Source organism: Elstera litoralis (genome assembly GCF_000963705.1).
GTDB classification, from domain to species: Bacteria; Pseudomonadota; Alphaproteobacteria; order Elsterales; family Elsteraceae; genus Elstera; species Elstera litoralis.
Genome location: NZ_LAJY01000276.1, coordinates 1 through 7,370 on the forward strand (window position 1 = coordinate 1; position 7,370 = coordinate 7,370).

Sequence of the window (7,370 nt, forward strand, 5' to 3'; positions counted from 1 at the left end):
GCTCCTGCTCCAGAATGCGGTTCAGATCGAACGCGCCCCGGTTGAGGATCTGCTTGAGGTCGATCTCGCTGTTTTGCGTGTGATAGAGCGGCGCAAACGCGTTGATTTTGCGCACGCGCGCTTCCACCGCCGCCAGTTCTTCTGCCGACACAAGATCGACCTTATTCAGCAGCAGCACATCGGCAAAGGCGATTTGTTCGACGATTTCATGCCCATCGCCAACGTGATCGAGGAAATGTTTAGCGTCCACCAGGGTGACGATGGCGTCGAGCTTGGCGGCTTCCTTCACGTCGGGATCGACGAAGAAGGTCTGCGCCACCGGGGCCGGATCGGCAAGGCCGGTGGTTTCGACGATAATCCCATCGAACTCGCGCCCGCGCCGCATGAGGCCGCTGATAATGCGGATCAAATCGCCGCGCACGGTGCAGCAAATGCAGCCGTTGTTCATCTCGAACACTTCTTCGTCGGACTGCACGACCAATTGATCGTCGATCCCCAGTTCGGCGAACTCATTGATGACCACGGCGTATTTTTTGCCGTGGGGTTCGGTCAGAATACGGTTCAGCAGCGTGGTTTTCCCCGAACCGAGGAAGCCGGTGAGAATGGTAACGGGCAGTTGCAGCATCGGTCGAGGTCTCGCTTGATCGAAAATCGCCTAGCGGCGAGGGCGTGTCACATATCGGGCCGCAAGGCCGAAAATTAAAGCCGCCATCGGCACGCCCAGGGTGAGCGGCCCCATGAGGGCAAAGCTGGGCGCAGGGCGGGTATAGGCCGTGTAGATCAGCATCGCCGCCACCCAAAGCGCCGAGGCAAGCATCCACAGCAGCAGCAGATTATAGCGTCCCGGTGGGGAAGGTTCGTTCGACATGGCTCTCATCCGCAATCACTTTCTGCATAGGTGCCGCAGGTGAGGGCTTCCGGCAAGGGGGGTTGCGGCAAAAGCGCCAGATTCATACTCTCACCTGATGGCTATTCTCCCCATTCAGCAGATCAAACTGCGCGGAACCTGGGCGCTCGCGGCGGCAGCGGGCGTCGTGCCCGTTACCCATAAGCAGCGCCACGGGCGGCAACGGCTGAAGCTGGGCGCGGATACGCTGACCGTCACCGTCGAACGCGATCAATTGCTGAACGATGGCGACGCGCTCGTGACCGAAACCGGCACCCATTATCTCGTGCGCACGGTGCCAGAACGGGTGCTGCTGGTGAGTTGCGCCGATGCTATCGTCACCGCGCGTCTGTCCTGGCACCTGGGCGCGCGCGGCGTGCCGTTGGAAATTCAGACCGGCGGCGTGATTATCCCCGACAGCCCTGCCAATCGGCGGCTGGTTTCCGGCCTAGGCGCGGAGGGCGAGCCGGTGAAGCGGGTGTTCACGCCGGAGCTTTCGGAACTGATTAGGCCGCCGCGTCGGCGGGGTTAGGCCAACAGCGACAGTTGTGAATCCGTCAACGCCCCCGGCACAATCGTAATCGGAATGCGCAGCCGCCCCGCCACACGCCCGGCGACATGGGAGACTAGCGGACCAGGGCCTTCGTTGCCGGTGCCTGCGCCGAGCACAAGAATCGAGATCGACTCATCCTCTTCGATCAGGCGCAAGAGTTCTTCGCGCCGGTCGCCCTCGCGGACATAGAGCGCCGGGATGCGGCCCGACCAGTCGATCGCCTCGCCGCCCAACCGTTGTAGCGTCTGTTCCGCCTGCTCGCGTTTTTCGGCGCGGATCAGGTGTTCGATGGATAGCCATTGCTGGCCGTCAATGGGCTCGATCACATAGAGCAAGGCCACATGCCCGCCGGTATGCCGCGCACGCAGGCAGGCGAAATGCAGGGCGGTATTGAGTTCGGGGCTATCGTCTACGACGACAAGAAAAACCCGATGATCGTGGGGCATGCTTACGCCTCCTCGTTGCTCATTTTAACGGGCGCGGAACGCCCAGAAGCCCAAAGCTCCCATCAGCACGGCAAGGCTGAGGGAGGCGAGGGCGTAAATCAAGGGCTCGCGATAGGCCCAATCATGCACATCGGCGGCAATGCCGACCTGACTGGTGACGAGCGGCGTGGTGATGATGCCAATCACCTGCCGGTCTTTGACGGCATAGACCGAGACCTGAAACGGCCCCACCGGCACATTGGAGGGCAAGGCGAAGCTCACCTTAAACAGGCGCCCGGCCAGCAGCCGGATCGGCTCCGGTTTTTGCACGATCAAGCCGCGCTTGCCAAGCTCGGCGATAACCGCCGCGCGGTCGGTCTCTAGCACGTCGCCCCCCTCGGGCTGGTGCTCCAGGCTGGCTTGCAGGGCCGACAGCCCGAGGCGGTTCTGATTGAGGTCTTCCAGTGAGAGCAGGCCGGTAACGGGTTTCGTCGCCGCCAATCCATAGAAGCCCGGAACCTGGGCGAAACGCTGCGCCGGGCCGTTCAGCCACAGGCCGAACACGCGCTCCTTATGGCGCAGGCTGAGGGTTTGGCCGGGGCCGCGCAGTACCACGATCACATCGGCCCCCGCCTCTTCCAGACTGCCGAAAATAGTAACATCGGTGCCGCTGAAGCCGGTGGTGATGGCAACCAGCGGCGCGGTGACATCGGCCAGCACCGCTTGGGCGCGCACCAGCGGGCTATAGAGCAGCGCCAGGGCCAGCAGCAGGCGGATCACCGCAGCACCTCCAGCGCGAACATATCTGCCGGGGTCAGAATCAGATCGAAGAACAGCTTCACCGCCACCGCCAAAATCAGCAGGGACATCAGCATGCGCGACTGCTCGCCGCGCAGTTTCAGCCCGAAGCGCAGCCCGACTTGCGTGCCGACGATTCCGCCGATCAGCAGTAGCAGCGCCAGAAACACATCGACGGTTTGGTTCGTCACCGCTTGCAGGGTGGCAGTAATGGCGGTGACGAAAATAATCTGAAACAGCGAGGTTCCCGCCACCACGCTTGGCGGCATGCCGACGATATAGACCATCGCCGGAATCATAAAGAAGCCGCCGCCGACCCCCATGATGGCGACGATAATACCGCTCAAAAACCCAATGGTGATCGGCACGAACACTGAAATATATAGGCGGCTTTTCGGGAACTTCATTTTCCACGGCAGCCCGTGCATCCACAAATGCTGATGCAGGCGGCGCAGGGGAAGCGTGGGGTTGCGCGCGGCGCGATAGGCTTTGACGCTCTCGATCAGCATCAAGCCGCCGACGCTGCCCAAGACGATCACATAGAGAATGGAAATAGCGGCGTCGATCTGGCCCAAGCGCTGCAAGAGGCCGAAAATCCACACGCCCAAGGCCGAGCCAACCACGCCGCCGCCGAGCATCACCCCGCCCATGCGCGCATCGACCCCGCCGCGCTGCCAATGGCCGAGAACGCCGGAGAGCGATGCGCCGACGAGCTGATTCGCCTGGGTTCCCACGGCAACGGCAGGCGGCACGCCGAGAAAAATGAGAATCGGCGTCATCAAAAACCCACCGCCGATGCCGAAGAGGCCCGAGATAAACCCCACGCCGCCGCCCAAGGCCAGCAACACCAGAAGGTTAATCGACATTTCGGCGATCGGCAGATAGACCTGCATCCCGTTCCACTCACTTCCGGTAGTCCCGTGCCCGGCAGGCTTAGCTTATGAGCCTTTTTGAGCGCGGCTTCATCTGTTTTTGCCAGATCCGATAAAGTGCCGATCTTTTCCGGCGAAACGCTGAAACTTTCGCTCATTCCGACGATTCGCCGGGTGGCGTGCCGACGCTGCCCCCCGGCACACTCTGGCGCAACAGGATAAACAGGGGGCTGCAATGCATAAGATTTTGATTCTGGGGGCCGGGCGCATCGGCACATCGATGGCGGCTTTGTTGCAGGGAACCGGCGAGTATCAGGTCACGATTGGCGATGTGAACCCGGCGGCGCTCGCCGCGTTCGATGTGCCGGGCGTGCAGACCCGTGCCGTCGATTCGACCGATGCGCACGCGCTGGCCGAGGCGATGAAGGGTCAGGGGGCCGTCGTCGGTGCCGGGCCGTTCGCAGTCAACGTCCATATCGCCGACGCCGCGCGCACCTATGGGCTCGATTATTACGATGTGACCGAAGATGTTGCCGTCACCAATCGCGTGCGCCATCTGGCGCAAGGTGCCTCGACCGCCTTCGTGCCGCAGTGCGGGCTGGCACCGGGGGTGATTTCCATCGTCGCCCACGATCTCGCCAGCCAGTTCGACAGTTTGCGCGAGTTGCGTTTGCGCGTCGGCGCGCTGCCGAAATATCCCGCCAATGGCCTCGGCTATAATCTGACCTGGAGCACCGAGGGGCTGATTAACGAATATCTCAATCCCTGCGATGTGATTATGGACAGCCACCGCGTCGCGGTGCCGCCGATGGAAGGGCTGGAGCATTTCGCCATCAATGGCGTCGAATACGAAGCCTTCACCACTTCGGGCGGGGTCGGCAGCCTGTGCGAAACCTACGAAGGCCAGGTGGAAACCCTTACCTATAAAACCATCCGCTTCCCCGGCCATTGCGCCGCCATGCGCCTTATTCTGGAAGATCTGAACCTGAAGAGCCGCCGGGGTCTGTTGAAGGAAATTCTGGAAGGCGCGATTCCGCAAACCCGTCAGGATGTGGTCGTGGTGTTCGTCACCGCAACCGGCTTCCAGAAGGGCCGTTTGATGCAAACCAGCTTCGCCCGCTCGATCTCCGGCCAGATGGTCGGGGAGCGCGAGTTTAGCGCCATCGAACTGACCACGGCGGCGGCGGCCTGCGCGGTGATCGACCTGAAGAACAGCAACCACCTGCCGCAAACGGGCTTCGTGCGCCAGGAAGACGTGTCGCTGCCAGCCTTCCTCGCGAACCGCTTCGGTAAGGTCTACGCCTAACCTACGCGAAACCGCTGCCGATACTCCCCCGGCGTCAGCCCCAGGATCTTGTGAAAGATTTTGCGGAAGGCGCCGGGGTCTTCGTATCCAACCTCCCAGGCGATTTGATCGATGGTCAGGTTGCTGCGCTCCAACGGCTCGCGGGCGCGGGCGATACGGATGTGTTGGCGGTACTCCGTGGGCGTCAGGCCGGTAACTTTCTGAAAGCGGCGCAGGAAAGTACGTTCCTCCAGCCCGGCCTCGGCCGCTAAGCTGCGCGTCGTGTCGCCCCGTCCGGCGCTGCGGTGCAGCGCCTGTTGGGCTTTGACAATCGCCCCATCGCCGTGATCGAGGCGCGGGCTGAAAGCCGCATAGGCGCGCTGGTCCCGGCCAGGGGGGTCGACCAGCAGATAGCGCGCGACCTCCAGCATCAACGCCGCCCCAAAAATCCGCGCGACGAGGGTAAGGCCTAAATCGGTCCAGGCCATTAACCCGCCTGCGGTCAGCAAATCGCCATCATCGATCACGAGCTTGTCGATCTCAACCCGTGCGTCGGGGAAGCGGGCGGCGAAGGCGTTCGCATAGACCAATGGGTCGTCGCGCGCCGTCCGGCGAGCAAGCCCGTTTCGGCCAGAACGAAGGCCCCGGCGCAGATTGAGGCGAGCACGGTTCCCGCCGCGTGCTGGGCCTGAAGCCAGGGCACCAGCGGGGCGGCGGCCTCCGGCGCAATCGGGTCGCCTAAGGCTGGAGGCATTAGCAGAAAGGCGGGTTTGTTCACCGGGCCGGGGTGCGTGTCGAAGGTGCAGCCAATCTCGCCGACGTCGGCCTGCCAATGGCTTACCCGCAGGCGCGGCCCGGTTTCGGTGAGCAGCGCCTCGGCCCGGCGATTGGCCAGGGCGAAAAGGTCCGTCAGCCCATAGATCGCCGCCAGTTGCGCGCCGGGATAGCGCAAAATTCCGATTTCCAGCAGGCGCATATGTCGGTTTCAGCCCGAAGAATGTCAGTTTCGCCAATCGCCACGCTGGCACGGCGGCGCTAGGGTTGGCAACAGAAGCCATCTTCCCCAGGAGAAAAAACATGAGCCAGCGCGCCCTCGTTATCGTCGATATCCAGAATGATTATTTTGCAGGGGGTCAATGGCCCCTGGCCGGGCAGGCCGAGGCCGCCGAAAAGGCCGCGCAGATTCTCGCCGCCGCGCGTGCAGCGGGGGATGCGGTAATCCATATCCGCCACGAAATCACGCGCCCGAACGCGCCCTTCTTCGTGCCGGGCTCCGAGGGTGCGGCAATCCATTCCAGCGTGCAGCCGCTGCCGGGCGAAACGGTCATCGTGAAGAATTTCGCCAATTCCTTCCGCGAGACCCCGTTGAAAGCCGAACTCGACGGGCGCGGCGTGACCGATCTCGTGATCTTGGGCTCGATGAGCCAGAATTGCATCGATTCGACCACACGCGCCGCCGCCGACCTCGGCTATGGCGTGACGGTGATTCACGACGCCTGCGCCACGCTCGATTTGACCTTTGGCGATCAGGTCATTCCGGCAGCCCAGGTCCAGGCCGCCTATATGGCCGCCCTGGCCTTCGGCTTCGCGAAAGTGGTTACGGCGGAGGCGTATTTAGGTTAGCGGCAGAAGGCGCGGCGGACGGTGCCGGCGGCAGAGACAATCAGCGTCAATCGCTCGGGTACGCGCTCGTACGTCACGGGGGTTTCGACGGCCAGCACGCGCACTTGCATCAGGTTCATCGTGCGCACCTTGGCCAGGGCCGTTTCGCGCGGAAGCCCGGCGAGCGCGGCCACTTTCGCATCCAGACACGGCGCATAAAGATAGGCGTGGGGGGCGCGTCGTGCGGCCAACCTCGGGTCGGGGTCGGCGGCGGCTGGTAGAAATTATTCAGCGGATAGGGTTGGGGCTTCTGATCGGCGGCGGTGCGCGAGCCTTTGGCCGGATTATAGGGCGTCGTGGTTTGCTGCGCCGTCGCACTCAGGCTCACGGCCACCAGCAGAAGTCCCATCGTCAGCGCGCGCACGCCCATTGTTCAATCCATTAAAAAACCCGGCGCGACAGTGTCGCGCCGGGTCTTAACTTAGGTCAAGTGACCTTCTTAGCCTACTCGCGGTCGCCCATCAGATTGAGCAACGCGGTGAAGATGTTGATGAAGTTGAGGTAGAGCGACAGTGCCCCGATCAACGACATTTTCATCAGGCTTTCGTGACCATAGCCTTCGGCATATTCTTCCTTCAGGCGCTGGGCGTCGAAGGCGGTGAGGCCCGTGAAGATCACCACGGCGAGCATCGAGATGAGCATGCTCATCATGCTGGAGCCGAGGAAGATATTCACGATCCCGGCGATGAAGATACCGACCATGCCAATCAGCAGGAAGCTGCCGATGGAGGTAAGGTCCTTCTTCGTCGTGTAACCGTAAACCGCCGCCGTCAAGAACACCGACGCCGAGATGAAGAAGACCTGCGCAATCGACTGGCCGGTAAAGACCAAGAAGATGCTGGCCATCGACACGCCCATTAGCGCCGAATACCCCCAGAACACGGCCTGC

General features: G+C 62.4%; 12 protein-coding genes. 3 read left to right on the plus strand and 9 right to left on the minus strand.

The features are described from left to right. Nucleotides 1–625 (minus strand): CobW family GTP-binding protein (locus VZ95_RS11255; protein WP_045775925.1); only part of this gene is annotated, 625 nt, incomplete at its 3' end. 30 nt (nt 626–655) lie between these two features. After that, nucleotides 656–868: a hypothetical protein gene (locus tag VZ95_RS11260; protein ID WP_045775926.1), complete on the minus strand. Its 213-nt coding sequence runs from the start codon at nt 866–868 to the stop codon at nt 656–658. A gap of 97 nt (nt 869–965) precedes the next feature. Between VZ95_RS11260 and VZ95_RS11265 the strand changes: the two genes are divergently transcribed. Then, nucleotides 966–1,418, plus strand: a complete 453-nt coding sequence (locus VZ95_RS11265; RefSeq protein ID WP_052711688.1) for an urease accessory protein UreE — start codon at nt 966–968, stop codon at nt 1,416–1,418. Here the strand turns inward: VZ95_RS11265 and VZ95_RS11270 are convergent. From VZ95_RS11270 to VZ95_RS11280, 3 genes are read right to left on the minus strand one after another with little or no spacing between them, the layout of a single operon-like run. After that, a complete protein-coding gene (locus tag VZ95_RS11270; RefSeq protein WP_045775927.1) occupies nt 1,415–1,885 on the minus strand; it encodes a universal stress protein in 471 nt (156 codons plus the stop codon). The two genes, VZ95_RS11265 and VZ95_RS11270, sit on opposite strands and share 4 nt — an antisense overlap. 24 nt (nt 1,886–1,909) lie before the next feature. Further along, nucleotides 1,910–2,644 (minus strand): TIGR02186 family protein, encoded by a 735-nt coding sequence (locus tag VZ95_RS11275; protein ID WP_045775928.1) that lies wholly within the window; start codon nt 2,642–2,644, stop codon nt 1,910–1,912. Next, nucleotides 2,641–3,555, minus strand: a complete 915-nt coding sequence (locus VZ95_RS11280) for a sulfite exporter TauE/SafE family protein (RefSeq protein ID WP_045775929.1) — start codon at nt 3,553–3,555, stop codon at nt 2,641–2,643. The genes VZ95_RS11275 and VZ95_RS11280 overlap by 4 nt, the downstream gene beginning before the upstream one ends. A gap of 214 nt (nt 3,556–3,769) precedes the next feature. On the opposite strand from VZ95_RS11280, the gene VZ95_RS11285 reads away from it, so the two are divergent. After that, the gene (locus VZ95_RS11285; RefSeq protein WP_045775930.1) at nt 3,770–4,840 is read left to right on the plus strand and encodes a saccharopine dehydrogenase family protein; all 1,071 of its coding nucleotides are present in this window, start codon (nt 3,770–3,772) and stop codon (nt 4,838–4,840) included. Here VZ95_RS11285 and VZ95_RS25520 read toward each other — a convergent pair. Both VZ95_RS25520 and VZ95_RS25525 read right to left on the minus strand, forming a co-directional pair. Continuing rightward, nucleotides 4,837–5,409 (minus strand): GlxA family transcriptional regulator, encoded by a 573-nt coding sequence (locus tag VZ95_RS25520; RefSeq protein WP_198148245.1) that lies wholly within the window; start codon nt 5,407–5,409, stop codon nt 4,837–4,839. The genes VZ95_RS11285 and VZ95_RS25520 overlap by 4 nt on opposite strands. Then, the gene (locus tag VZ95_RS25525) at nt 5,343–5,795 is read right to left on the minus strand and encodes a DJ-1/PfpI family protein (RefSeq protein ID WP_198148246.1); all 453 of its coding nucleotides are present in this window, start codon (nt 5,793–5,795) and stop codon (nt 5,343–5,345) included. The genes VZ95_RS25520 and VZ95_RS25525 overlap by 67 nt, the downstream gene beginning before the upstream one ends. A gap of 101 nt (nt 5,796–5,896) precedes the next feature. Between VZ95_RS25525 and VZ95_RS11295 the strand changes: the two genes are divergently transcribed. Further along, a complete protein-coding gene (locus VZ95_RS11295; protein ID WP_045775931.1) occupies nt 5,897–6,442 on the plus strand; it encodes a cysteine hydrolase family protein in 546 nt (181 codons plus the stop codon). On the opposite strand, the gene VZ95_RS24095 is transcribed toward VZ95_RS11295, so the two are convergent. Together VZ95_RS24095 and VZ95_RS11305 are read right to left on the minus strand one after the other, a co-directional pair. After that, nucleotides 6,439–6,672 carry a hypothetical protein gene (locus tag VZ95_RS24095; RefSeq protein ID WP_156995249.1) on the minus strand — a complete coding sequence of 78 codons (234 nt, stop codon included), beginning with the start codon at nt 6,670–6,672 and terminating at the stop codon, nt 6,439–6,441. The genes VZ95_RS11295 and VZ95_RS24095 overlap by 4 nt on opposite strands. A gap of 253 nt (nt 6,673–6,925) precedes the next feature. Beyond that, nucleotides 6,926–7,370, minus strand: a 445-nt coding sequence (locus VZ95_RS11305; RefSeq protein WP_045775934.1) for a Bax inhibitor-1/YccA family protein, incomplete at its 5' end; no start/stop codon positions are given.